Source organism: Aristaeella hokkaidonensis (genome assembly GCF_018128945.1).
Lineage (GTDB): Bacteria > Bacillota > Clostridia > Christensenellales > Aristaeellaceae > Aristaeella > Aristaeella hokkaidonensis.
The window spans coordinates 2,594,933-2,618,052 of the sequence record NZ_CP068393.1 but is presented as its reverse complement, the minus strand read 5'-3'; the positions used below and the strand labels follow the sequence as shown (position 1 = coordinate 2,618,052).

General features: G+C 55.4%; 18 protein-coding genes and 3 rRNA genes. 18 read left to right on the top strand and 3 right to left on the bottom strand.

Annotation, left to right across the window (positions count from 1 at the left end; all coding sequences use genetic code 11):
- Window positions 1-44: 44 nt before the first annotated feature.
- The 18 genes from JYE49_RS11965 (at window position 45) to JYE49_RS11880 (ending at window position 19,987) form a co-directional block, all read left to right on the top strand.
- Window positions 45-1,382: a thymidine phosphorylase gene (locus tag JYE49_RS11965; RefSeq protein ID WP_179217437.1), complete on the top strand. Its 1,338-nt coding sequence runs from the start codon at window positions 45-47 to the stop codon at window positions 1,380-1,382.
- On the top strand, window positions 1,379-2,080 hold the full coding sequence (locus JYE49_RS11960; protein ID WP_093958355.1) for an AzlC family ABC transporter permease: 702 nt from the start codon (window positions 1,379-1,381) through the stop codon (window positions 2,078-2,080). Before JYE49_RS11965 ends, JYE49_RS11960 begins: the two co-directional genes overlap by 4 nt.
- Window positions 2,077-2,394 (top strand): AzlD domain-containing protein, encoded by a 318-nt coding sequence (locus tag JYE49_RS11955; protein WP_093958354.1) that lies wholly within the window; start codon window positions 2,077-2,079, stop codon window positions 2,392-2,394. Before JYE49_RS11960 ends, JYE49_RS11955 begins: the two co-directional genes overlap by 4 nt.
- 30 nt (window positions 2,395-2,424) lie before the next feature.
- A complete protein-coding gene (locus JYE49_RS11950) occupies window positions 2,425-3,588 on the top strand; it encodes a serine hydrolase domain-containing protein (RefSeq protein WP_093958353.1) in 1,164 nt (387 codons plus the stop codon).
- A 163-nt stretch (window positions 3,589-3,751) separates the two neighbouring features.
- A complete protein-coding gene (locus JYE49_RS11945) occupies window positions 3,752-4,372 on the top strand; it encodes an ECF transporter S component (protein WP_283399470.1) in 621 nt (206 codons plus the stop codon).
- 22 nt (window positions 4,373-4,394) lie between these two features.
- Complete coding sequence (locus JYE49_RS11940; RefSeq protein WP_093958352.1) at window positions 4,395-5,186, top strand: type III pantothenate kinase; 792 nt, start codon at window positions 4,395-4,397, stop codon at window positions 5,184-5,186.
- 6 nt (window positions 5,187-5,192) lie between these two features.
- A complete protein-coding gene (locus JYE49_RS11935; RefSeq protein WP_093958351.1) occupies window positions 5,193-6,455 on the top strand; it encodes a homoserine dehydrogenase in 1,263 nt (420 codons plus the stop codon).
- A gap of 46 nt (window positions 6,456-6,501) precedes the next feature.
- Window positions 6,502-7,788, top strand: a complete 1,287-nt coding sequence (gene tmk / locus JYE49_RS11930; protein ID WP_093958350.1) for a dTMP kinase — start codon at window positions 6,502-6,504, stop codon at window positions 7,786-7,788.
- Complete coding sequence (gene mnmA / locus JYE49_RS11925) at window positions 7,785-8,894, top strand: tRNA 2-thiouridine(34) synthase MnmA (protein WP_283399469.1); 1,110 nt, start codon at window positions 7,785-7,787, stop codon at window positions 8,892-8,894. Before tmk ends, mnmA begins: the two co-directional genes overlap by 4 nt.
- 184 nt (window positions 8,895-9,078) lie before the next feature.
- Complete coding sequence (locus JYE49_RS11920) at window positions 9,079-10,308, top strand: dicarboxylate/amino acid:cation symporter (protein ID WP_093958349.1); 1,230 nt, start codon at window positions 9,079-9,081, stop codon at window positions 10,306-10,308.
- Between the two features lie 153 nt (window positions 10,309-10,461).
- Window positions 10,462-11,055, top strand: a complete 594-nt coding sequence (locus JYE49_RS11915; protein ID WP_093958422.1) for a cyclase family protein — start codon at window positions 10,462-10,464, stop codon at window positions 11,053-11,055.
- A gap of 321 nt (window positions 11,056-11,376) precedes the next feature.
- Window positions 11,377-12,923, top strand: a 16S ribosomal RNA gene (locus JYE49_RS11910).
- Between the two features lie 293 nt (window positions 12,924-13,216).
- Window positions 13,217-16,112, top strand: a 23S ribosomal RNA gene (locus JYE49_RS11905).
- A 107-nt stretch (window positions 16,113-16,219) separates the two neighbouring features.
- Window positions 16,220-16,336 (top strand): 5S ribosomal RNA (gene rrf, locus JYE49_RS11900).
- Together the 16S, 23S and 5S rRNA genes form the textbook arrangement of a ribosomal RNA operon.
- A 970-nt stretch (window positions 16,337-17,306) precedes the next feature.
- The gene (locus JYE49_RS11895) at window positions 17,307-17,915 is read left to right on the top strand and encodes a hypothetical protein (RefSeq protein WP_093957274.1); all 609 of its coding nucleotides are present in this window, start codon (window positions 17,307-17,309) and stop codon (window positions 17,913-17,915) included.
- A gap of 14 nt (window positions 17,916-17,929) precedes the next feature.
- Window positions 17,930-18,439, top strand: a complete 510-nt coding sequence (locus tag JYE49_RS11890) for a GNAT family N-acetyltransferase (protein WP_179217322.1) — start codon at window positions 17,930-17,932, stop codon at window positions 18,437-18,439.
- 41 nt (window positions 18,440-18,480) lie between these two features.
- Complete coding sequence (locus tag JYE49_RS11885) at window positions 18,481-19,530, top strand: radical SAM protein (protein WP_093957276.1); 1,050 nt, start codon at window positions 18,481-18,483, stop codon at window positions 19,528-19,530.
- Window positions 19,520-19,987, top strand: coding sequence for a GNAT family N-acetyltransferase (locus JYE49_RS11880; RefSeq protein WP_093957277.1), 468 nt, complete (start codon window positions 19,520-19,522; stop codon window positions 19,985-19,987). The genes JYE49_RS11885 and JYE49_RS11880 overlap by 11 nt, the downstream gene beginning before the upstream one ends.
- 67 nt (window positions 19,988-20,054) lie before the next feature.
- Here the strand turns inward: JYE49_RS11880 and JYE49_RS11875 are convergent, their stop codons facing one another.
- The 3 genes from JYE49_RS11875 to JYE49_RS11865 form a co-directional block, all read right to left on the bottom strand.
- The gene (locus tag JYE49_RS11875) at window positions 20,055-21,755 is read right to left on the bottom strand and encodes a CotH kinase family protein (protein WP_179217323.1); all 1,701 of its coding nucleotides are present in this window, start codon (window positions 21,753-21,755) and stop codon (window positions 20,055-20,057) included.
- Complete coding sequence (locus JYE49_RS11870; RefSeq protein WP_179217324.1) at window positions 21,721-22,242, bottom strand: RNA polymerase sigma factor; 522 nt, start codon at window positions 22,240-22,242, stop codon at window positions 21,721-21,723. Before JYE49_RS11870 ends, JYE49_RS11875 begins: the two co-directional genes overlap by 35 nt.
- Before the next feature lie 164 nt (window positions 22,243-22,406).
- Window positions 22,407-23,057 (bottom strand): vWA domain-containing protein, encoded by a 651-nt coding sequence (locus JYE49_RS11865; RefSeq protein WP_093957280.1) that lies wholly within the window; start codon window positions 23,055-23,057, stop codon window positions 22,407-22,409.
- Window positions 23,058-23,120 lie beyond the last annotated feature (63 nt).

Below are 23,120 nucleotides of genomic sequence, written 5' to 3'. Positions count from 1 at the left end.
GTATCGGCTTGTTCTTTCTCTGGAAAACGAAGGAGGATTTTCGCATGACCATGCTGGAAATCATTGAAAAGAAAAAGTTCGGGCAGGAACTGACAAGGGAGGAAATCGCCTTCTTTGCGCAGGCGGCCGCGGAAAAATCTGTGCCGGATTATCAGCTTTCGGCCCTGCTGATGGCGATCCGCCTGAACGGGATGACGGATCAGGAGACAACGGATCTGACGCTGGCCATGCGTGACTCCGGAGATATTGCGGATTTGTCCGGGATTCCCGGCATTAAAGTGGACAAGCATTCCACCGGCGGCGTGGGGGATACCACCACGCTGGTACTGGCGCCCCTGGTGGCTGCCTGCGGCGCGCCTGTGGCAAAGATGAGCGGCCGGGGCCTGGGCCATACGGGCGGAACGCTGGACAAGCTGGAGTCCATTCCCGGACTCAGCGTTGCCCTGCCTGTGGAGGATTTCATCCGACAGGTGAAGGAAATCGGCGTGGCCGTGGTCGGCCAGACTGGGCATCTGGCACCTGCGGACAAAACCCTGTACGCCCTGCGGGACGTGACTTCCACCGTGGATTCCCTGCCCCTGATTGTTTCTTCCATTCTCAGCAAAAAACTGGCTGCCGGATCGGACGCCATCGTGCTGGACGTGAAAACCGGTTCCGGCGCGATTATGCATACCCTGGAGGACAGCCTGAAACTGGCGCAGAATATGGTCCGGGTCGGTGAACTGGCCGGGAAGCCCATCGTGGCGCTTGTCAGCGGCATGGACCAGCCGCTGGGAACCCATGTGGGCAACGCGCTGGAAGTCAAGGAAGCCATTGATATCCTGGCCGGCCGTGCCGGCGGGGACCTGCTGGAGGTTTCCCTGACCCTGGGCGGTTATATGCTGCACCTGGCCGGAAAGGCGGAAACGCCGGAAGCCGGACAGGCCATGATGAAACAGGCCATTGATTCCGGCGCCGGCCTGGAAAAACTGAAGCAGATGATCGCGGCCCAGGGCGGCGATCCGTCTGTCTGCGATGATGTGAACCGCCTGCCCCAGGCACAGGTGATCCGTCCTGTGACCTGCGGCGTATCCGGCTGGGTCTCAAAGATGAATACCATGGCCCTGGGGCTTGCGGCCCAGGCGATGGGCGCCGGCCGGATGAAGGTGGACGATGAACTGGATTATTCCGTGGGCTTTGTGCTGCAGGTGCGGATCGGTGACCGGGTGGAAGCCGGTACGCCGCTGTGCGTGCTCCATGCCCGCAGTGAAGAGAACGCGGACCGGGCGGAAGCCGCCATCCGCGCTGCCATAACGATCGGCCAGGAGGCCTGCGGCCGTGTGCCCAACTTTTATGCGGTGGTGACAAAGGACGGCATCCGCAGGCTGGGGGCGGATGCATGAATAAAGTTTTCCGGCAGGGGATCCGTCACGGGATCCCGATTGCCCTGGGATACCTGAGCGTTTCCTTTGCCTTCGGCATGAAAGCGGTCAACGACGGGCTGACCGTGCTGCAGGCGGTACTGATTTCCATGACCAATGTGACCAGCGCGGGCCAGATTGCCGCGGTGCCGCTGATGGTGGGCGGTGCTTCCCTGGCGGAAATGGCGCTGACCCAGCTGACGATCAACCTGCGCTACGCGCTGATGAGCCTTTCCCTCAGCCGGAAGCTGGACGGCAGCATGGGCACGCTGCAGCGGATGATCTTTTCCTTCGCCAATACCGATGAGATCTTCGCCGTGGCGTCTTCCCAGCCGGGAAAGGTCGGAAAGTATTACCTTTACGGCCTGATGCTGACGCCCTGGATCGGCTGGTCCCTGGGGACCTTCCTGGGCGCGGCGGCAGGTACGCTGCTTCCGGCTTTTGTCCGCACGGCGCTGGGGATTGCCATTTACGGAATGTTCCTGGCGATCATCCTGCCGCCGGCACGGAAGAGCCGTCCGGTACGTTTTGTGGTGCTGGCTGCAGTGGCAATGAGCCTCTGCTTCCATTATATTCCCGGGCTGAACACGGTTTCCTCCGGGTTTGTGATTATCATCTGCGGCGTGCTTGCCGCCGCGCTGGGAGCCTGGCGGTTCCCGGCGGAGGAGGATGCCGCATGAAGTGGAATCTGTTTCTGCCTTATCTGCTTGTCACGGCCGGCGTGACCTATCTGATCCGTATGCTGCCGCTGACGGTATTCCGCCGGGAGATCAAGAGCCGGTTTGTCCGGTCTTTCCTGGCTTATATCCCTTACGCGGTGCTGGGCGCCATGACTTTTCCGGACGTGTTCTATTCCACCGGGGATATGCGCACAGCCGTCTGCGGCGTGGCGGTGGCGGTGCTGCTGGCGTGGAGGGGACGGAGCCTGCTGACGGTGGCTGTTGCCGCCTGCTGCGCGGTGGCGCTGGCCCAGGGTTTTCTGCTGTTGATTTAACCTGACAAAAAAGGGAACGGAGGGTGTCCTATGGGTTTACAGGAAAAACTGTCCGCCTGCCTGCGGCAGGCCGTGGAGAATCATGAAGCAGCGGGGGTAAGCCTGCTGATCCTGAAGGACGGCGAGGAACTCTGCCATGTGCGGGAAGGCTATGCGGATATCGAAACCGGAAAGCAGCTGCGCCGGGATTCCATTTTCCGTCTTTACAGCCAGTCCAAACCGATTACCGCTGCCGCGGCGATGATTCTCGCGGACCGGGGTATCCTGGACCTGATGGCGCCGGTGGATCAGTACCTGCCGGGCTTTGCCAATCCCCGGGTGGTGGAAGCGGACGGGACAATCCGTCCGGCGATCCGGGCACCCTGGGTGATCGAGCTGCTGGGGATGACTTCCGGCCTGTGCTATCCGGACGTGGACGCGGCGGGACAGTACGCTGCCCGGGTTTTTGACGCGGATCATGCGGAGATTGCTGCCGGCGGCGGGATGAGCACCCTGGAGTTCTGCAACCGGCTGGGAGAACAGCCGCTGGCTTTTGAGCCCGGCACCCGCTGGCGGTACGGAACCAGCGCGGATATCCTGGGCGCGGTGATTGAAGCGGCGACGGGGAAGCGCTTCAGCGATTTCCTGCGGGAAGAGCTGTTTGAGCCCCTCGGGATGAAGGATACGGCTTTCTGGGTGCCGGAGGAGAAGCGGGATCGGCTGGTGACCTGCTACCGGCGGGTGCCCGGAGGCCTGGAGAAATTCAGCAGCCTGCATCTGGCTGTGGGACAGTATGACCGGGAACCAGCTTTTGAATCCGGCGGCGCGGGACTGGTTTCCACCCTGGACGACTACGCAGCCTTTGCCCGGATGCTGATGAACGGCGGAAAGGCGGAGGGCCGGCGGATTCTTTCCGAAGCGGCGGTGCGCTATATGACGACCCCGCAGCTTTCCGGCAGCGTCCGGAAGGACGTCTGGGACAGCCTCGGCGGATACAACTACAGCTGCCTCATGCGCGTCTGTGACCATCCCGGAAGGGCTGCCATGTTCACCGTAAAAAATGAATACGGCTGGGACGGCTGGCTGGGAACCTATTTCGCGAACCTGCCGGATCAGAAGATTACCTTCCTGCTGGCTCAGAATGTGACGGACGCGGGCACCACGGCGGTGACCCGGAAGTGCCGGAATATTCTGGCGGCGTCGCTGGATGACTGACCGGGACGCGGGGTGTGATTTCCTTTACATTCTGCCAAAAAATTGTATAATAATGCCATCCGCACCGGTTGGCGCCGGGAGCTTTACGCACCGGACGCAGAACAACCGCGGAAATACATTTTTACGACGGGTATCCTGAGTGAACCCGAACGGAGGTATTCTTATGACAAACACAACAAGGCGCACGAAACTGGCGAGGATGACGCTGCTGGCTATGCTGGTAGCGGTTTTGATCGTCCTGGCCTATGTGAACATTCCCATGCCCATGGGCCTGTCCATCACCTTCAACATGATTCCTGTAGCCATTGCCGCCATGGCGATGGGACTGCCCGGCGGAATCATCATCGGCGGTGCTTTCGGACTGATCAGCTTCCTCCAGTGCTACGGCATCTTCGGCGTAAGCGGAATGGGTGTGGCCCTGGTGACTGCCAATCCCGGCTTCGGCTTTGCCTGCCTGATGTTCATCCAGCGGTTTGTTTCCCGGGTGCTGGTAGGCGTCCTGGCCGCACTGGTTTACCGGGGCATCAGCCGGACGAAGGCTCCCCTGTATGTGCGGGGCCTGGCCACCGGTTTCGCGGCGGCGCTTTTCAATACCATCTTCTTTATGACGCTGCTGGTACTGCTGTTCAGCCAGACCGCCTATATGCAGAACGCGATGGCCGGCAGAAGCGTCCTGGCTTACCTTGTGGCTTCTGTGGGTGTGAACGCTGTGGTTGAAATGATCGTAGCTGCTGTGGTTACCGGCGCCGCGGGCGTCGCGCTGAAAAAAGCACGGCTGATCTGATTTTAAAAAGGAGAAAACCGTCATGATTCTGACCATGGACATCGGGAATACCAATATCAAGACCGCGTTGTTCGACGGGAAAGAAATGTATAAGTACTGGCGTATGTCCACCAACATTACGTCCACTTCGGACGAATACGGTGTACGCCTGATGTCCATGTTTGCCCATGAGGGCGTCTCCCCGGATGTGGTGGAAGGCATTGTGGTTTCCAGCGTGGTGCCCACAATCAACTACACGATTGAGCATATGCTGCTGAATTACATCGGCAAGACACCGCTGTTCGTGGCTCCCGGGGTTAAAACCGGTATCAACATCAAATATGAGAATCCCCGGGAGCTGGGCAGCGACCGGATTGCCAACGCTGTCGCGGCTTATGACGAATACGGGGGGCCATGCATTTTCATCGACTTCGGCACTGCCACCACCTTCGGTGTGGTGGATCAGGAAGGTTCGTTCCTGGGCGGTACCATCTGTCCCGGCATCAAGCTGAGCAGTGAGGCACTGGTTACCGGCACCGCAAAGCTGCCGCGGTTCGAACTGAACCGGCCGGAAACCGTCATCGGACGGTCCACCCTCACCAACCTGCAAAGCGGCATGTATTACGGTTATGTCGGCCTGGTGCGCAACATCGTGCGCAAGATCCGGCAGGAACTGGGTGAAGATGCCTATGTGGTGGCCACCGGCGGTATGGCGCTGATGATTGCCGAGGAAAGCAATGTTATCGACAAACTGGACGGCCTGCTGACCCTGAAGGGACTGCGGCTGATCTATGAACGAAATCGGACGGAAACGGAATCGGACGGAAGGAGATAAAGGAAAATGAAAGAGGTTGTGCTGGGACTACTTGGACTGGGAAACATCGGCGGAGGCGTATGGGACCTGATCCGGGAATTCGGCGGGGAAGTCAGCAAGCGTACGGGCGTGAAGCTCGTGGTGAAGAAGGCTCTCGTGCTGGACAAGAAAATCCACAGGGGCAAGGAAGTACCGGATGAGGTGCTGACCACAGAAAAGAACGATATTCTGGAAGATCCGGAAATTGATATCGTCTGCGAATTCCTGGGCGGAGAACAGCCCGCGGCTTCCATGATGCTACGCGCGCTGGAGAACGGCAAGTCCGTTGTCACCGCGAACAAGATGGCGCTTTCCCTCCATTTTGATGAACTGCGGGAAATGGCGAAGAAGACCGGTGCCGGCCTGTACTATGAAGCCAGCGTCGGCGGCGCGATCCCGATCATCAACGCGATCCAGACGCCCCTGATCGCAAACCACATCGAGCAGATGATGGGTATTGTGAACGGCACAACCAACTATATCCTGACCCGGATGGCGGCGGAAGGCGCCGAATATGAAATTGTACTGAAGGACGCCCAGCGCCTGGGGCTGGCGGAGCCCAACCCCACGGCGGACGTGGAAGGCTATGACGCGGCCTACAAACTGAGCATCCTGGGTTCCCTGGCATTCCACAGCCGGGTGCTGGTGGAAAATGTGTACCGAGAGGGTATCACCAAGGTCAATTCCGAAGATATCGCCTTCGGCCGGGAGATGGGCTATGTGCTGAAGCTGCTGGCCATCGGCAAGGACAACGGCGATTCCATTGAAGCCCGTGTGCATCCGGCTTTCCTGCCCGCGGATCATCCGCTGGCCCGGGTGGACGGCTCCCTGAACGCTGTTTATCTCTACGGTCATTCCTTCAAGGACATGATGCTGGAAGGCCGCGGCGCCGGTGATGCTCCGACCGCCAGCGCTATCGTGGGCGACATTGTCCAGGCTGCGCAGAACGCGGTGCATCCCATGCCCGTGATGCGCAAGGATCCGCTGCCAGTGGCGGACGACTGGTACAGCAAGTACTTCATCCGCATGAAGGCCAAGGATGCCCCCGGCGTTCTGGCTGAAGTGGCCGGCCTGCTGGCGAAGGAAGAGATTTCCGTTTCTGCCATGACGCAGAAGGACGCCGGTCCGGATGGAAAGGCAACCCTGATCATCATCACCCATATGGCTCCCGAAAAGGCCGTACAGCGTGTGGTGAAGGCGCTGAATCCCGAAATCTGCAAGGTAGAGAACGTTATTCGAGTTGAAGGATGATAATTCATTTGATTCTGCAGACATACAGAATTGTGAATTGTGAATTATGAATTGTGAATTGAAAGACACCTGGATCCTTTTCGATCTGGACGGAACGCTGACTCAGTCAGAAGAGGGCATCTGGAACTGCGCGAAACACGCGGTGAAGGAGATGGGCTTTCCGGAACCGGATGCAGCGACCCTGCGTAAGTTTATCGGGCCGCCGCTTCTGTATTCCTTCCGGACCTTCCTGGGCATGACTGAGGAACAGGCGGAGGAGGCACAGCGGATTTACCGTGCCCGCTACACCACTGTCGGCATGTATGAAAACCGGGTGTATCCCGGCGTGCGGACGATGCTCCGGACCCTCTGGAAACAGGGAGCCAAGCTGGGTGTCGTAACCGGCAAACCTGCCTATCCGACCGGAAAGATCCTGGAACACTTTGGCTTTGACCGCTTCCTTTCCACGGTGGTCTGCGCGACAGACGCCCGGGCGGAAAAGGAGCACCTGATCCGTGAAGCCCTGCCGGAGAATCACGGCGAAGTCTGGATGATCGGCGACCGCTGCTTTGATATGGAAGGCGGAAAAGCCGCCGGGGTTCATACCCTCGGCGTGACTTACGGCTACGGCAGCGAACAGGAGCTGCTGGAAACCGGCGCGGAAAAGATTGCGCATACCCCGACGGAGATCCTGGAGATTCTCTGTCCGGACGCGAAGCCGGGGCGGGGCGCTTTCCTGTCTGTGGAAGGACTGGACGGCAGCGGCAAGGGAACCCAGATTGAACGGCTTTCCGATGCCCTGGACCGCTGGGGCTTTGAAGTGGTGCATACCCGGGAGCCCGGCGGAACCCCCATCGGGGAGAAGATCCGGGATATCCTGCTGGACCGGGAGAATACCGGTATGACGGATATCACGGAAGCGCTGCTTTACGCGGCTTCCCGTGCCCAGCATGTGCGGGAGAAGATCCTTCCGGCAGTGAAGGAAGGCAAAGTGGTGCTGTGCGACCGGTTCCTGGATTCCTCCGTGGCCTACCAGGGCGGCGGAAGACAGCTGGGAATCGATGAGATCCTGAAGATTAACGCGCCGGCGGTGGAAAACACCCTGCCGGCCCTGACGGTATATCTGGATATCAATCACCGGGAGGCGCTGCGGCGCCGCTGTGCGGCCAGCGAACCGGACCGGATGGAGATGGAGGCGGACAGCTTCCATGCCCGGGTGGAGGAGGGCTATCATGAACTGATTGCCCGGGATCCGAAACGCTTTGTGGTTGTGGACGCGACCAAGTCCCGGGACGAGATTGCCGCGGAGATACAGGAAAAGGTACTGACCCGTCTGATGGAGAACGAAAAGTGAGCGAACGCATCGTAGTCGGCATGAGCGGAGGCGTGGATTCCTCCGTAGCGGCCCTGCTTCTGAAGGAGCAGGGTTACGACGTTGTGGGCGTCTTTATGAAAAACTGGGAGGAAGAGGATATCAACGGCACCTGCACAGCCGAAGAGGACTGGCGGGACGTGCGGGATGTCTGCGACCTGATCGGTATTCCGTATTACAGTGTCAACTTTGCCAAAGAATACTGGGATCGGGTTTTCTCCTATTTCCTGAAGGAATACCGGGCGGGCAGGACGCCGAATCCGGACGTGCTGTGCAACCGGGAAATCAAGTTCAGGGCTTTCCTGGATTTTGCCATGACCCTGGGAGCAACCCGCATGGCGACCGGACACTTCGTCCGCACCAATGAGGCGGGACAGCTGCTGAAGGGATCCGATTCCAACAAGGACCAGAGTTATTTCCTTTATATGGTCCATGCCCAGCAACTGAAGAAAGCCATTTTCCCGGTGGGCGGCATGACCAAGGAGCAGGTGCGGAAGATCGCGGAGGATCGCGGCCTGCCGGTCAGCAAAAAGAAAGATTCCACGGGTGTATGTTTTATCGGGGAACGGAATTTCAAAAAGTTCCTCTCAGAATACCTGCCGGCGCAGCCCGGCGATATGGTTTCACCGGAGGGCGAAGTGGTCGGGCGGCATGACGGCCTGATGTACTATACCCTCGGCCAGCGCCGCGGACTGGGTATCGGCGGCCGGGGAGACGGCCGCAGCTGGTTTGTCATCGGCAAAGACCTGGAGAAGAACCGGCTGCTGGTTGCCCAGGGGGAAGATCATCCCATGCTTTACAGCACGCAGAGCATCGCGGAGGACGTGACCTGGGTCGGGGACGCCCCGATGAAGGAAGGCGAGACCATCACCTGTACGGCCCGCTACCGCTACCGCCAGCCGGACCAGCCGGTGGAGGCCACCCTGAGGGAGGGCAGGCTCCTGCTGCATTCCCTTGTTCCCCAGCGGGCGGTGACGCCGGGCCAGAGTGCGGTCTTATATAAAGATGATGTTTGCCTGGGCGGAGGCATCGTAACTAAGGTTGTTGATCCGGGCAGTGCTGACCCGGATAAGCAGATAAATTATTAAAGGAAAAACTGATTCAGTGAGTCCGTCAGAGGCCGTATGGCTTATTGTCGGAGGGCTTGTGCAGATCTTGACAGTTTAGCACGCTAAATCGATAAATCTTTACAAGAATGGCGATCAAACAGACACCGGCTGATGAACGGGTGAATGAATCAGTGTTTCCTGAAAACACAGGAGGAATTGACCCATGGAAAAAAGGAAGAAACTGGCTCTATCCACACAGATTTTCATCGCGCTGATTCTTGCAATCGGCGCAGGTATCGCGCTGACGGGCAATCCGGATTTCGCGAAGACCTACATCAAACCCTTCGGTACGATTTTCCTGAACCTGATCAAGTGGATAGTCTGTCCGCTGGTTTTCTTCTCCATCATGTCGGGTGTGGTATCCATGCGGGATATCAAGAAGGTCGGCGCGGTCGGCGGAAGCACCGTGCTGTACTACCTGTGTACTACGGCCTTCGCGGTTGCGATCGGTTTGCTTTTTGCCAACCTGCTGAAAGGCATTTTCCCGGTGCTGTCCACGGCTGAGCTGTCCTATGAACCGGCAGCCACTTCGGTCAACTTCATGGACACACTGGTCGGCATTTTCCCGTCCAATTTCCTCAAACCGTTTATCGATGCAAACATGCTGCAGATCATTGTGTCCTCGCTGTTTATCGGCTTTGCGCTGATCCTCATCGGGCACCGCTTCGATATGGAGTTCAAGGCTGTGGACGTGTGCAACGATATCTGCATGAAGTCCATGGAGATGATCCTGAAGCTTTCTCCCATCGGTGTGTTCTGCCTGCTCTGCCCGGTGGTGGCGGAGAACGGCCCGGCGGTGCTTGGCTCCCTGGCGAAGGTGCTGCTTGTGGCCTATCTGTGCTACATTGTGCACGCGGTGGTGGTTTATTCCGCGTCGGTCAAGGCTTTGGGCGGCGTCGGCCCGGTGAAGTTCTTCAAGGGTATGCTGCCGGCCATCATGATGGCATTCTCTTCCGCTTCCTCTGTGGGTACGCTCCCGCTGAACATGGAGTGCTGCGAGAAGCTGGGTGCTGACAAGGAGGTTTCTTCCTTCGTCCTGCCCCTGGGCGCGACCATCAATATGGACGGTACCGCCATCTACCAGGGCGTGTGCGCGGTGTTCATCGCTTCCTGCTTCGGCATCAGCCTGACCTTCTCCCAGATGCTGACCATCGTGCTGACGGCAACGCTGGCTTCCATCGGTACCGCGGGCGTTCCCGGCGCCGGTATGGTCATGCTGGCCATGGTGCTTCAGTCCGTTGGCCTGCCGGTGGAAGGTATTGCGCTGGTGGCCGGTGTGGACCGGATCTTTGATATGGGCCGTACTGTGGTGAACATCACCGGTGATGCTTCCTGCGCGATCGTGGTCTCCAGGCTGCAGCGCATAAGAGCGGAGAAGAAGGCTGCTGCCTGATGAATCCCTGTAACTGAAAAACAAATGCCCGTTCGGAACTGTGAAGTTCCGGCGGGCATTTTCTGTCCGGACAAGGAAAAAGAAAGGCCTGTAGAGAAATTCAAAAGGACGGGAAACAGACAGTACATTCTATATATGAAGGAAGAGATACAGATGAAGATTTATGATATCACCCAGGAACTGTTTACTTGCAGTGTGTATCCGGGAGATCCGTCTCCGGAACGGCAGGTCAAACTCCGGATTGCGGATGGGGCTGTCTGCAACCTGACGGCTTTTCAGATGTGCGCGCATAACGGTACCCATGTGGACGCTCCGTACCATTTCGTTGATGGTGGCAAGACCATTGATCAGGTAGCGCTGGAACGGTTCATCGGTTCTGCGTATGTGACGGAGCATCAGGGGGACATTACAGCGGCGGACGCGGAGGCAATCCTGGCAAAAGCCCGGAGCCTGGACATGGAGGCGGCGAAGCGGATCTTGGTGAAAGGCCCGGCGGTTATGACGGAAGAGGCGGCGAAGGTTTTTGCCGGGGCAGGCATCCTGCTCTTCGGAAATGAATCCCAGACTGTCGGTCCGCTGGACGCCCCCATGAACGTGCATCTGATTATGCTGGGTGCGGAGATCGTTCTCCTGGAGGGTATCCGCCTGGGAGAGGTGGAGGAAGGAATCTACCTGCTGAATGCCGCTCCGCTGAATCTGGGAGGATCGGACGGCGCTCCCTGCAGGGCGGTTCTGATGGAACTGTGATGAAGTCGCTGTTGTATCCGAACAACAAGTGAATCATAAAGCGAAGAAACCCACTCGTTTTGGCCAAAAACACGAACATTCACCAAGGCAAATCCCGCATCGTCCGGAAGCGTTGATTTGCCTTAATTTTTTTCAAAAAAACCTCCAAAAAGTGCTTGACAAAGGCCTTGCCGTTTGATATTCTATCCAAGCTCGCTTGCGGGAGACCGCGAGAAAAGAGCGAAGCGAACCTTGAAAACGATACAGAGAGAATAAACGCGCAATAAGGAAAAGACAGCGAAGATTCCAAAGAGTTTAGCATCGAAAGATGTTTAAAGGATTAAACGGAAGAGTTTGATCCTGGCTCAGGACGAACGCTGGCGGCGTGCCTAACACATGCAAGTCGAGCGGGGACATTGCGACAGATTTGAAGTTTTCGGATGGATATGAAGATGTAATGTTCTAGCGGCGGACGGGTGAGTAACGCGTGAGCAACCTGTCCCTTACAGGGGGATAACACAGCGAAAGTTGTACTAATACCGCATAAGACCACAGAGCGACATCGCTTAGGGGTCAAAGGAGTAATCCGGTAAGGGGTGGGCTCGCGTCCGATTAGATAGTTGGTGAGGTAACGGCCCACCAAGTCGACGATCGGTAGCCGACCTGAGAGGGTGATCGGCCACATTGGGACTGAGACACGGCCCAAACTCCTACGGGAGGCAGCAGTGGGGAATATTGGGCAATGGGGGAAACCCTGACCCAGCAACGCCGCGTGAGGGAAGAAGGTTTTCGGATCGTAAACCTCTGTCCTGGGTGAAGAGAAAGAGACGGTAGCCAAGGAGGAAGCCCCGGCTAACTACGTGCCAGCAGCCGCGGTAATACGTAGGGGGCGAGCGTTGTCCGGAATGATTGGGCGTAAAGGGCGCGTAGGCGGCCCGGTAAGTCTGGAGTGAAAGTCCTGCTTTTAAGGTGGGAATTGCTTTGGATACTGTCGGGCTTGAGTGCAGGAGAGGTAAGTGGAATTCCCAGTGTAGCGGTGAAATGCGTAGAGATTGGGAGGAACACCAGTGGCGAAGGCGACTTACTGGACTGTAACTGACGCTGAGGCGCGAAAGTGTGGGGAGCAAACAGGATTAGATACCCTGGTAGTCCACACTGTAAACGATGAATGCTAGGTGTAGGGGGTATCGACCCCTTCTGTGCCGCAGTTAACACAATAAGCATTCCGCCTGGGGAGTACGGCCGCAAGGTTGAAACTCAAAGGAATTGACGGGGGCCCGCACAAGCAGCGGAGCATGTGGTTTAATTCGACGCAACGCGAAGAACCTTACCAGGTCTTGACATCCAGTAAAACTTGTAGAGATACATCGTGAGCTTGCTCATACTGAGACAGGTGGTGCATGGTTGTCGTCAGCTCGTGTCGTGAGATGTTGGGTTAAGTCCCGCAACGAGCGCAACCCTTATTTTCAGTTACTAACAGGTGAAGCTGAGGACTCTGAAGAGACTGCCGGGGACAACTCGGAGGAAGGTGGGGACGACGTCAAATCATCATGCCCCTTATGACCTGGGCTACACACGTGCTACAATGGCCACCACAGAGAGGGGCGAACCCGTAAGGGAGAGCGGATCTCAAAAAAGTGGTCCCAGTTCGGATTGTGGGCTGCAACCCGCCCACATGAAGTCGGAGTTGCTAGTAATCGCGGATCAGCATGCCGCGGTGAATACGTTCCCGGGCCTTGTACACACCGCCCGTCACACCATGGGAGTTGGGAGTGCCCAAAGTCGGTGAGGTAACCGCAAGGAGCCAGCCGCCTAAGGCAAGACCAATGACTGGGGTGAAGTCGTAACAAGGTAGCCGTATCGGAAGGTGCGGCTGGATCACCTCCTTTCTAGGGAGAAAGCAGAAGCCGAAAGGTGGACGCCGAAACCGAGGTCGATCGACCGGATAAAACCGGTCGTCATAAAAAAGCTTCAAAGAAGCAAAACGGAACGTCAACGAACGTTCGAAAAAGAATTGAGCTGTTCCTTACAGCGCGCAAAACTCTGTATCGTCTTCAAGGCTCGCGAAGCTCCGAGCATGCGCACCTTGACAACTGCACAGCAAAGAAACAAGATTCAGGAAAGACCAGTTAAAGGTAAAACAATTTTACTAGAATTGGTCTCAGGATCAAGAACGACGAGAAATCAAGCTACAAAGAGCACAGGGTGGATGCCCTGGCACCATACGCCGACGAAGGACGTGGCAAGCTGCGATAAGCTACGGGGAGCCGCAAGCAGGCATCGATCCGTAGACATCCGAATGGGGAAACCCGGCAGGTGAAGAACCTGTCACCGTAAGATGAATCCATAGTCTTACAGGAGGGCACGCGGGGAACTGAAACATCTAAGTACCCGCAGGAAGAGAAATTAATTTAAAGATTTCCTAAGTAGCGGCGAGCGAACGGGAAAGAGGCCAAACCGGGGGGCATGCTCCCCGGGGTTGTGGGTCAGTAACGTGTATGGAAGACTTTAGCCGAAGAGAGATGGAAAGCTCAGCCAAAGAGGGTAACAGCCCCGTAAGCGAAAGAGTCAACCAGCTAACTGATACCAGAGTACCGCAGGGCACGTGAAACCCGGCGGGAAGCAGGGTGGACCACCATCCAAGCCTAAATACGATATGGTGACCGATAGCGCATAGTACCGTGAGGGAAAGGTGAAAAGAACCCCGGGAGGGGAGTGAAAGAGAACCTGAAACCCTGTGTTTACAAGCAGAGAAAGTACATGTTATGTACGATCTCGTACTTTTTGTAGAACGGACCGGCGAGTTACGTTATGCAGCGAGGTTAAGGACTGAAGGTCCGGAGCCGAAGCGAAAGCGAGTTTGAATAGGGCGATAGTTGCATGACGTAGACCCGAAACCGGGTGACCTATCCATGGCCAGGTTGAAGTGGGAGTAAAATCCCATGGAGGACCGAACCAGACGTCTGTTGAAAAAGGCGGGGATGAGCTGTGGATAGGGGAGAAATTCCAATCGAACCCGGAGATAGCTGGTTCTCCTCGAAATAGCTTTAGGGCTAGCCTCATGGATAATTGATGGGGGTAGAGCACTGAATGGGCGCGGGGGACTCAAATCCTACCAAACTCTATCAAACTGCGAATACCATACAATGCAAACCATGGGAGTCAGTCCGCGAGAGATAAGTTCCGCGGGCAAAAGGGGAACACCCCAGATCAACCGCTAAGGTCCCAAAGTACACGTTAAGTGGAGAAGGATGTGGAATTGCACAGACAACCAGGATGTTGGCTCAGAAGCAGCCACACATTTAAAGAGTGCGTAATAGCTCACTGGTCGAGTGGTTGTGCGCCGAAAATGTCCGGGGCTAAAACGTGACACCGAAGCGATGGATGCGCGTAAGCGCGTGGTAGAGGAGCGTTCTGTGGGGGCTGAAGCCGTATCGAGAGGCACGGTGGACCGCACAGAAGAGAGAATGCCGGTATGAGTAGCGAGAGCGAAGCGAGAAACTTCGCCGTCGAAAGCCCAAGGTTTCCTGGGGAAGGTTCATCCACCCAGGGTAAGTCGGGGCCTAAGCCGAGGACGGAAGTCGTAGGCGATGGACAGCAGGTGTATATTCCTGCACTACCGAAGAATGAAGCAGTGACACAGAAGGATAGTCTGAGCGGGGTGATGGTCAACTCCGTACAAGCACTGAGGTTGGAACGTAGTGAAGTACGCGTTCCTTTAAGCTGAGGTGTGATGTGGACCGAAATTAAGTAGGGAAGCAGATGAGTTCACGCTGGCGAGAAAAGCTGCTAGTATATCTGAAGGTACCCGTACCGGAAACCGACGCAGGTGGGCGAGGAGAGAATCCTGAGACGAACGGGAGAACCCTTGTTAAGGAACTCGGCAAAATGACCCCGTAACTTCGGGATAAGGGGTGCCTCGAGAGAGGCCGCAGAGAATAGGCTCAAGCGACTGTTTAGCAAAAACACAGGTATCTGCGAAAGCGAGAGCTGACGTATAGGTGCTGACACCTGCCCGGTGCTGGAAGGTTAAGGGAACATGTTAGAGCAATCGAAGCATCGAACCGAAGCCCCAGTAAACGGCGGCCGTAACTATAACGGTCCTAAGGTAGCGAAATTCCTTGTCGGGTAAGTTCCGACCCGCACGAATGGTGTAACGATTTGAGCGCTGTCTCAACAGGGGGCCCGGTGAAATTGAAGTATGGGTGAAGATGCCCATTACCCGCGACTGGACGGAAAGACCCCGTAGAGCTTTACTGTAGCCTGATATTGGATTTCGGTAACGGATGCACAGGATAGGTGGGAGACTTGGATGTTAGGACTTCGGTCTTAGCGGAGTCGCTGTTGGGATACCACTCTTCTGTTACTGGAATTCTAACATGGACCCGTGAACCGGGTAATGGACAGTGTCAGGTGGACAGTTTGACTGGGGCGGTCGCCTCCGAAAGAGTAACGGAGGCGCCCAAAGGTACCCTCAGAATGGATGGAAATCATTCGAAGAGTGCAAAGGCAGAAGGGTGCCTGACTGCGAGAGTGACAATTCGAGCAGAGACGAAAGTCGGGCTTAGTGATCCGGCGGTATTGAGTGGAAAAGCCGTCGCTTAACGGATAAAAGCTACCTCGGGGATAACAGGCTGATCTCCCCCAAGAGTCCACATCGACGGGGAGGTTTGGCACCTCGATGTCGGCTCGTCGCATCCTGGGGCTGAAGCAGGTCCCAAGGGTTTGGCTGTTCGCCAATTAAAGCGGCACGCGAGCTGGGTTCAGAACGTCGTGAGACAGTTCGGTCCCTATCCATCGTGGGCGTAGGAGTCATGAGAGGAGCTGTTCCTAGTACGAGAGGACCGGAATGGACGCATCACTGGTGCAACTGTTGTCGTGCCAACGGCATAGCAGGGAAGCGAAATGCGGACGGGATAAACGCTGAAGGCATCTAAGCGTGAAGCCCACCTCAAGATAAAGACTCCCATTGCGCAAGCAAGTAAGACCCCTGGAGGACTACCAGGTAGATAGGTCATCGGTGGAAGTGCGGTAACGCATGGAGCTTGATGATACTAATAGGTCGAGGGCTTGATTTCATGATTGGTCCAGAGACCAATTAAGGTAACAGATAAACTAACAGGTCAGATTTTCCTGAATATTGTAGCTGTGCAGTTGTCAGTGTGCGCAAGGACACTGAACCATTTTCGGTGGCAATGACGAAGAGGTCCCACCTGTTCCCATACCGAACACAGAAGTTAAGCTCTTCAGTGCCGATGGTACTTGGCTGGTAACGGCCCGGGAGAGTAGGTCGCCGCCGGATTCCAAAAAAATCACCTGAGTAATCAGGTGATTTTTTTGTGGAATCAAGGCGGCGCGTCCAGAACAATGTTGTTTGTGCTCGCTTATATAAAGCCCAAAGCCATTTATTCCTAGCATAGTATGCTGACCAAATGGCTTTGGGCTTTATTCGTTCAACTCTTCGAGTTTCACTCAGGGATCCCTTGCAGGGATCCAAGCGAGCTATGTGTTGCTTGACGGTTCTGGGGAACAGGTGAAAGGGGGAGAGACGAAGAGGTTCCTCCGCAACCTCAATCGTCGCAGAGGGCATCGCGGGGGCGCTTCACCCCTCTGCTCGTTTCGGTTGACTCGCTCAGGGCGCTTTTGCCTTACGGCAAATGACCCACTGGGTCACCGCTTCCTTCGCTCCCCTGTTCCATACCGAACACAGAGCACTGCTGCCTGATAGGCAGTAGTGCAAAGATGGTTTTGTGTGCTGAACCATGATTGAATTGGGCAATTCTGATTGACAGGAGGTGTTATGCACCTCCTTGATTGCTTGGATGCACTGGCAGCATAGCATGTCAAGGATGCCGAAGGCACGGCGAAGCCGCTGTGTCCTTGACTGGATATGCTGACTGTGCTTAAAACTAGTTTTATTTCATACCGAACACTGAGCGCTGCTACCTATTGGCAGTAACGCAAAGATGGTTTTGTGTGATGAACCATGATTGAATTGGGCAATTATGATTGACAGGAGGTGCTAGGTACCTCCTTGATTGTTTTGATGCACTGGAAGCATAGCATGACAAGGATGCTGCAGACACGGCGAAGCCGCTGAGTCCTTGACTGGGTATGCTGACTGTGCGTAAACCTGGTTTTATTTCATAATGAACACAGAGTGTTGCTGCCTGTAGGCAGCAACGCAAAGATGCTTGCTGAAAAATTTTCTTTGCATTTTGGGACTCAGATGATATAATCGCTCTCACCCTACAGATCTGGAGAAGTACAGTATGTATATTACAAGTGAGAAGTTGAAGAAAAGGATTGACGAAATATCACGGGAAGTAAATGAACGGTTTGATCGTCATATTCTGCTGGAAGAGTATATCGGGATTCCTTACTTCGGACAGATCATTTTACGGTTTATGCTGGAGGGGGAGGATTATACCCTGGAGGATCTGGACCGGTATGAACGGGAGTTGTACCAGATCGTCGGCGATGAATTCCTGGTGGATTTCATGGGAAGTGTTTACCGGAAGGCCGGAGTGGATTATGCAGATCTGGACAGGACGATGCTTCTCATGGAGCAGGAATACCGGGATGAGCCCCTTCTTTCTTCGGTTCACAGTGAAGGAATCCGGGCGGACGCACGGGAACTGCTTCGGGCGGCCGGTATGGATCCGGAACGGAAAGTGTGGGAAATCCAGCTGGAAGACGGGGTATTTACCCTTTTGCTGATGGGGACGGAAAACAGGATCATCAGGGAAATGGAGGAACCTGTCCGGTTGGCTGTGATGGAAACAAAGGAAGCTGCCTGTACGGGCCTGATGAAGGCGGCGATGAGAAGTAAACGACTGGGGGTTTCCCTTGGCCGACTGATAATGGAAATGAGTCGATGACGGGAGAAGGTCTTATGGAAAGTACCAGAGTGCTGATCCGGCGGATGGAAAAAGGGGATGAAGCGTCCTTTGTCAGCGGGATTGCCGACAGGGCACTGCGGATTGCCTACGGGTTTCCGGCGGATATGGATGACACGGTTTCCGCGAAGATTTTTGAAAGATTCTCCGGGTTGAACAACAGTTATTCGCTGGTGGAGAAAAAGACAGGAACGGTGATCGGATTCCTGCTGGAAGTGGAGCCGGAGCTGCCGGAGAATCTGAGGACGGGATTACCGGTGAAAGGGAGAACCCTGGCTTATGCCGTGTTTCCGGCCTACCAGCGGAAGGGATATATGCTGGAAGCCCTGCAGGCGGTGATTCCGGAACTGTTCCGGAGTACGGGTGCGGAATACGTTCACTGCGGACACTTTGAGGAGAATGTCCCCAGCCGGGAACTGCTCCGCAAACTGGGATTCCGGGAGTATGCCAGGCATCAGAACCGGGATAAACTGATTATTGATGAAATACTGCGGCGAGGGGTGTGAGAACATCCTGAATCCGTGGAAATAAAAGGAGGGATCAGGACATGGAAACAGCCTCACTGTTGATTGCCAACTATTGCGTACCCTGCCATTCTTTCTGCCGGTATTGCCTGCTGGCATCCTGCGGGAAAGCCACAGGGGTGGATTACAAGGCAGGAGAAGCATTGGGCGGCAGGGTTATCCGGGAAATGAAAGAAGCACGCCCTGATCTTCAATGCAGCTATTATATCGGCTACTGTATGGACACACCGGATCTGCCGGAGTTCCTGCGCTTCAGCCGGGAGCATCAGGGAGCCGCGGCAACGTTCCTGCAGATGAACGGGTTTGCCTTCCGCGAGGACCAGGAACTGGCGGAGCTGATGGAGAACATTCGTGAAGCCGGTGTGGAACTGATTGACCTGACTTTCTACGGCACCGAGGAGTATCATGACCGCTTTGCGGGGCGGAAGGGAGACTTCCGGTTCCTGCTCCGGATGCTGGATCAGGCGTGTAAAGCAGGACTTCAGGTGAGAGTCAGTATTCCCCTGATCCGGGAGAACCTGTCCCAGATACCGGAACTCTATGAAATGGTGTCTGCATACCCGTTGCATCGGTGCGCCTGCTTCCTGCCGCACAGCAAGGGACGGGGCAGGACCATACCGGAACAACGGATCACGAAGCAGGAGTTTGAACAGCTGCCGGAAGAAATCAGAAAAGCGTTTGCTAAAACAAAACATATGACGGAAGCGGAATGGCTTGTTTCCGATGAAATGGCAGAACCGGTCGATCGGGGCCTGATACTGGTGCTGACGCCGGACAATTATGAAAAATATAACCGGATGAGCGCAGCGGAAATCCTGGCTGAGCTGGAGGCAATGGATGACCGGTACCTGCAGGAAATGCCTTCCCTTCAGGAACTGGCCCGGATGTACGGAGACCCGCAGAACCAGCAGCTGTTCAGGATCCGGGACCTGGCGCTGCTCTGGCAGCAGCAGTATATCGCTGAAACCGGAAACAGGATTTATGACATGCACGATGAAACCCATTCCTTCAGCGTGCATCTCCGGGCGGATGAACTATTGATCAACAGGATGGTAGTGGAAAATGGAAAATGAAGAAATAAAGATTGAACTGTATACCAAAGAAAAGATTCCGGACGTGGTGGCGTTTGAAAAACAGCTGCGGGAGGAAGAAGACGTCTGGGGCTGGGAGATCGATGATGCTTATATCAAAAGCGTGACGGACAGTTTCAAGGATCCCCGGTTCAAAAACGCCCTTTCCCTGCTGGCTTATCTCGGGGAACAGGTAGTGGGCCGGATTGACGTGGTTCGGATTCCTTCTTATTTTGACGGAACCGTCAAGGCTTACCTGGACTGGATCTGCGTGCTGAAGAGCGCCCGGCATAAGGGCGTGGCCCAGGCGCTGATGAAAGAGATGCGCAGCCGGCTGAAGGCGGAAGGCATTGATACGCTGATCGCGCTGACAGCCAGCAATGACGAAGCCCAGCGGTTCTACAAATCCGTTCCGGATTCATCCATGCACGACATTGGAATCTGGATTGATATCAAATAAGAATACTGTGTTCTGAAACAAAGGAAACCGCCTGATGCGTCAGGCGGTTTCGCTGTTTATATCAGGATTAAATGGCATTCGGTATTTCATCCACATTGCGCGGGATATCGGTTGGGAAGTATACGGCCATTTCTTCATCGGTCATTCCGAAGTATTCCTGGATGAAGTTGTACAGCCGGGTGGGCCGCTTGCGTATGACATTCCGCAACCGGGCAACACGCTGCTCCCAGTATTTCCAGGCGCCTTCCGGGGTTTGGGGAACATCAAAAATGACATTTCTGTCGTAATACTGCGCCCAGCGGTCAATATGCGCCTTCATACCGGGTTCAATCCAGGCGACGCAGGCATCCACTTCGCTTTCCATGACGCTGGATGTCAGGGAATGGAACAGGTTTCCCAGCTTGGTGAAAAACAGGTCTTTGTACTTATCCACCGAAAGGATCTTCAGGAAGATCGTGTTGTCGATTCCTTTCCCTCCCATGCCCTTATCTTTCAGATAGCTCTGTACGGAATTGTAACCGGAATTATACAGGCCGTAGTCGAGATCTGTAATCAGGCATTTCCACTTGCCACCGGAGACTCTGTATATTTCTCCGGTCCCGATATCGCTGTTGCCGAAAAACATTTCCACAGTGAACCAGTCCAGGAAACTATCAATATCCACTTCCTGCTCCAGGTATTCCAGATCCGCCGGGTTTTCCGCCGGATTACTGTTTTTGATTTTTGTGAGCATTTGTTTATATGCTTTATTGTCCCCCTGTATTCTGAAACTGCCGCTGATACTCAGAATGGTGACGTCTTTCGCCATTTCGTCCGGAAGTTGTTCGTAGCGGCAGATGGTATGGGCGTCGATGGGTTCCCGCATGTTGTACATGCCCCAGTATTCGTCGTTCAGGTATACCTGGACCGGCCGCCAGGCCTGGGTCAGCAGCTTCGCGTCCGTATGCCTTTCGACCAGGCGGTGCTGTACGCCGTCCTGGATTCGGGTAAACATGCTGTCATTTCCGGAATTCCGCAGCAGGAGGGAGGGATAGGATGCGGCGGATCTGTCGTCAAACAGCGGGAAGTCAAAGGAACCGTCCGCTGCGTCGATCAGGAAACTTTTCTGCGGCATATCCAGGGAAAAATCTCCGTCCAGGCAAAGTTTGATCTGATCCCTGAAGAGAACCGCGCCCTCATCACTGCGGTAAACCAGTTCACCGTCCACTTTGACGCCGGCATCCTTCATTCGCCGGTAGACCGTGTTTTTGAAGGGAAGGTTTTTCTTATCAACGTTTTCGCCCTCTGTCAGGATGCCGGATTCGCTGTTCCACAGCAGATCAGGTTCCACATACAGGTCAATGCGGTCCAGGGAAAGAACTTCCGGCTGCCTGATTTCATCTGTAACAACGGCCGCGGGAAGTCCGGGGGTTTCATCGCTGCCGGCCGGCTGCGTGACAACGTCCGGGGTGACGCTGCCGACAAATCCGTTGCGCTGGGCAGTCCAGAATCCGGTGATCAGCACCAGTACGGCAGCGATGGCCAGTACCGGCCGAAGCCAGGTGCGTATATGATAACGTGCCGGGACATATGCCGACGGGATCATGGTTTCAGTGTTTCCGTTTATTACTGTAATCAAAGGATCAGCCTCCTTCATTGTTTGTTCCAGGATTTCTGTTTCCTGGGAAGGAAGCCGGTCCAGCCAGGACAGGTTGTCACGGACAGTTTTATGAATGCGTTCCTGTGCTTTGTGTTCATCCATTGTGATCGTCGCTCCCTTCCAGTTCACTCCTGAGTCTGATGCAGGCCCGCCTGCATCTTCTTGATACGGCAGAAGGTGTGATTCCCAGAATCTCTGCTGTTTCCTGTATGTCATATCCCTGGATATAGCGGAGTGTCACTGCTTCCCGGTGCTTCCGGGGCAGGTTCATGACGGCCTGTGTCAGCGCGGTGTTTGTTTCGTCCGGCTGCGCCGCGGGAATCCGGAGGTCTTCCGGCTGGACATACCGGTTCATGCGCGTCACCCAGGGGCTGCGAAGATGATCCCGGCAGATGTTGACCGCGATTCTGGCCAGCCAGCTTTTGGCTTTGGCCTGGTCATGAAGATCGTCCAGATGGGTATATGCTTTCAGAAAAGTATCCTGTACGGCGTCTTTGGCAAGTTCCGTCTCGCGCAGGTACAGATAGCAGATTCTCAGGATGTCTTTTTCGTATTGACGGATCAAGACGGTCAGTCTTTCCCTTTTTTCAGAATCCGGGCCCTGGATTCCTGTCACCGACTTCACCTCCCACATATATATGACGGAATAAAACGCTGCAATTTGACTTTTACTTTCAAAAAAATCTGAAAAGGACACAAAACAACCCGGAACGGAAGCCCCGTTCCGGGTGCAGCCAGTACATTATACGCTGTTTTTCAGCAGGTGCACAGGCCGGATGATTAATCGCCTTTCCTGGATTTGAAGTCTTCCTCAATCTTCCGCTTCCAGGCACGGCCCAGCGGCGCGCAGCTGCGGACCATCCGGACTGCTTCAGAAACCTCGGAATAGTTCAGCGCCTGGCCCTGGGCGTCGTTGCAGAAGTTCACGGCCCGGTCCTCATTGATTCCGAAGCGGGCGGCCGTCTCCACGGCGTCGATGTTCGCTCCCAGGAAGAGGAACTCCCAGCCGTATTTTTCCTTCTGCCGCTTGACCATGCTCTTGACCTTGTCGCTGGTATAGTGGCGGCTGGCGTTTTCCATGCCGTCCGTGGTAATGACGAAGATCGTGTGCTCCGGCCGGTCTTCCTCCCGGGCGTATTTGTGGACGTTGCCGATATGGTGGATCGCCCCGCCGATGGCGTCGATCAGGGCGGTGCAGCCGCCGACGTAATACTGCCGGTCTGTCATCGGCTCAATCTTTTGCAGGTCCACCCGGTCGTGGATGACGTGGCTTTCATCGGAAAACAGTACGGTGGAGACCAGGGCTTCGCCTTCTTCCTTCTTCTGCTTTTCGATCATGCCGTTGAAACCGCCGATGGTATCAGCCTCCAGCCCGGACATGGAACCGCTCTTGTCAAGGATGAAGACCATTTCTGTCAGATTCTTTTTCATAATAAAACCCCTCCGGTCCGTATTCTGTCAGGGACTTTCTCAACCCTGCATCATGATCATAAC

Coding starts and splice junctions, on each gene's coding strand:
- JYE49_RS11950 (WP_093958353.1), top strand. CDS start 2,425: ATGGGTTTACAGGAAAAACTGTCCGCCTGCCTGCGGCAGGCCGTGGAG.
- JYE49_RS11895 (WP_093957274.1), top strand. CDS start 17,307: ATGTATATTACAAGTGAGAAGTTGAAGAAAAGGATTGACGAAATATCA.
- JYE49_RS11965 (WP_179217437.1), top strand. CDS start 45: ATGACCATGCTGGAAATCATTGAAAAGAAAAAGTTCGGGCAGGAACTG.
- JYE49_RS11955 (WP_093958354.1), top strand. CDS start 2,077: ATGAAGTGGAATCTGTTTCTGCCTTATCTGCTTGTCACGGCCGGCGTG.
- JYE49_RS11960 (WP_093958355.1), top strand. CDS start 1,379: ATGAATAAAGTTTTCCGGCAGGGGATCCGTCACGGGATCCCGATTGCC.
- JYE49_RS11890 (WP_179217322.1), top strand. CDS start 17,930: ATGGAAAGTACCAGAGTGCTGATCCGGCGGATGGAAAAAGGGGATGAA.
- JYE49_RS11915 (WP_093958422.1), top strand. CDS start 10,462: ATGAAGATTTATGATATCACCCAGGAACTGTTTACTTGCAGTGTGTAT.
- JYE49_RS11940 (WP_093958352.1), top strand. CDS start 4,395: ATGATTCTGACCATGGACATCGGGAATACCAATATCAAGACCGCGTTG.
- JYE49_RS11935 (WP_093958351.1), top strand. CDS start 5,193: ATGAAAGAGGTTGTGCTGGGACTACTTGGACTGGGAAACATCGGCGGA.
- JYE49_RS11945 (WP_283399470.1), top strand. CDS start 3,752: ATGACAAACACAACAAGGCGCACGAAACTGGCGAGGATGACGCTGCTG.
- JYE49_RS11885 (WP_093957276.1), top strand. CDS start 18,481: ATGGAAACAGCCTCACTGTTGATTGCCAACTATTGCGTACCCTGCCAT.
- JYE49_RS11880 (WP_093957277.1), top strand. CDS start 19,520: ATGGAAAATGAAGAAATAAAGATTGAACTGTATACCAAAGAAAAGATT.
- tmk (WP_093958350.1), top strand. CDS start 6,502: ATGAATTGTGAATTGAAAGACACCTGGATCCTTTTCGATCTGGACGGA.
- JYE49_RS11865 (WP_093957280.1), bottom strand. CDS start 23,057: ATGAAAAAGAATCTGACAGAAATGGTCTTCATCCTTGACAAGAGCGGT.
- JYE49_RS11920 (WP_093958349.1), top strand. CDS start 9,079: ATGGAAAAAAGGAAGAAACTGGCTCTATCCACACAGATTTTCATCGCG.